The 1,746-nt window shown below is 65.0% G+C and carries 2 protein-coding genes and 1 pseudogene; all 3 read right to left on the bottom strand.

Features of this window, described 5'->3' with window-relative positions; all coding sequences use genetic code 11:
- Positions 1 to 951: DUF3300 domain-containing protein (locus VIR09_RS11850; protein ID WP_332013051.1), on the bottom strand; the 951-nt coding region annotated here is incomplete at its 3' end.
- 121 nt (positions 952 to 1,072) lie between these two features.
- The gene (locus VIR09_RS11845; RefSeq protein ID WP_046805592.1) at positions 1,073 to 1,288 is read right to left on the bottom strand and encodes a TOBE domain-containing protein; all 216 of its coding nucleotides are present in this window, start codon (positions 1,286 to 1,288) and stop codon (positions 1,073 to 1,075) included.
- 69 nt (positions 1,289 to 1,357) lie between these two features.
- Positions 1,358 to 1,746, bottom strand: a pseudogene (locus tag VIR09_RS11840) (sulfonate ABC transporter ATP-binding protein); the annotation flags it as partial.

Here is a 1,746-nt window from a genome sequence, read left to right as displayed (position 1 = left end):
ATCACGCGAATTCGGCGCAGCGGCGCCCACCGTGGCCCTGCCGCCCTGGCCCGCGCGTTGCTGTCCCGCCTGGCGATTCTGCAGGCCCGCCTGGCGCTGGCTGTCGAAGCGCTGGCGGTTGGCCTGGTCCGCATAAGGGGTGTTGCCGCGGTTGGCCGGATTGTGTTGCCAGGACACGTTGTTGTTCCGGGCGTTGTCGATTCGTTGATTGACGTTGACGTTGTTGTACCGGTTGACGTTGATATCGACGTCGTTATGTCCCCAGTTGAATCCGCCCCACATCGAATCGACGGCGGCCACGCCCAAGCCAAAACCGATGCCGGCCACCAGCGAAGTCGCGAAGACGGAGCCGGGCGGCGGCGGATAGTAATAGGGGGGATAGGACGGGTAGGCCCAGGCGCCATAGACCACGGTCGGGTTGTAGCTGGGCACGTAGACGACTTGCGGGTCGGCCGGCTCGATCACGACCACGGTCTTGTCGTTGGTGGTGCTTGAGGAGACCTTCTGCTGCGGCGTGCTCTTCAGGTTGCCGGCCTTTTCCGCCTGCACGCGCAGCCGCTGAACCGAGTCCATCACGCCGTCGGGTTGCGCCAGGAAGGCATCGCCCACCGATTTCACCCAGTCGGGTTGCCGGCCCATCATGTCCATGACGGAGGGGAAGGCGACCAGGGATTTGACGCTGGGGTCCCAGCTTTCGCCTTCGACCGCCTTGACCGCCTTGTCGCCGGATTCCGACGTGTGCGCGGCCGACCACTGGGCCGCGGCGGCGATGTCGTCGGGGTAGGTTGCCCCCATGAGTATCTGCGACAGCAAGGCATCAGGGTATAGCGCCACCGGCGCCATCAGCTGATCCAACTGCCCATTGTCGAGCTTGGTTTGCGCCATGGCGGGCAGGCAGACCGCCAGCCCCAGGCATAACCAGCCGATGAACCACCCTTGCAGTCGACGCATGAACCGTTCTCCGTGAAGCAACGCATGAAGCCACAAGCCAGGAGGAAACCGCCGGATAACGCGCTGACAATATATGCCTAACGCCGGCACAAGGAAAGCGCCGGCGTCGATCCATTCGTTTTCAAAGTTTGGCGACGGACACCTCGGTCGCCTTCACAAAGGCCAGCACTTCGGTGCCGACCTGCAAGTCCAGCTCTTTGACGGAACGCGTGGTGATCACCGACGTGACGATGCCTGCGGGGGTGTCCACATCCACTTCGGACACCACCGGGCCCAGGATGATTTCCTTGATCTTGCCGCGGAACTGGTTGCGGGCGTTGATGGATTGAATGGTCATGGTCTTGCTCCTGAAAGGAAAAAGGCGGCGCCGTCATGGCGCCATTGCGTGAATGCCGGCCGCGCGGCGCTATACCGCCAGCCGTAAATGCCGAATCTGGACCACCGGCGCCAAGTGCCGGTCCGCGTCTGGCGGGTCGGGTTCTTTCAACACGGCGCGCAACACGCGCGCCGCCAAAGCCGCGAAGGCGGGCGAACCCCGGGCGCGCGGCCGTGCCAGTTCGACCCGTTCGTCGAACACCAATACGCCGTCGTCGATCACCAGGATGCGATCGGCCAGCGCCACCGCCTCGTAGACGTCGCGCGTGGCCAGCACGGCGGTGAATCCGGCATGCCGCCACGCTTGCTCGATGGCGGCCTGGGCCTCGATGCGCGTCAGGGCATCCAGGCCACCGGACGGCTCGTCCAGCAGCAACAGGCCGGGCCGGCGCGCCAACGCGCGCGCCAAGGCCACCCGCT

The organism is Achromobacter sp., from assembly GCF_036567245.1.
Lineage (GTDB): Bacteria > Pseudomonadota > Gammaproteobacteria > Burkholderiales > Burkholderiaceae_B > Achromobacter.
This window is presented reverse-complemented; position numbering and strand designations above follow the sequence as displayed.

Excerpts from the sequence above, each read along its gene's own strand:
- VIR09_RS11845 (WP_046805592.1), bottom strand. The coding sequence starts at position 1,288 with ATGACCATTCAATCCATCAACGCCCGCAACCAGTTCCGCGGCAAGATC.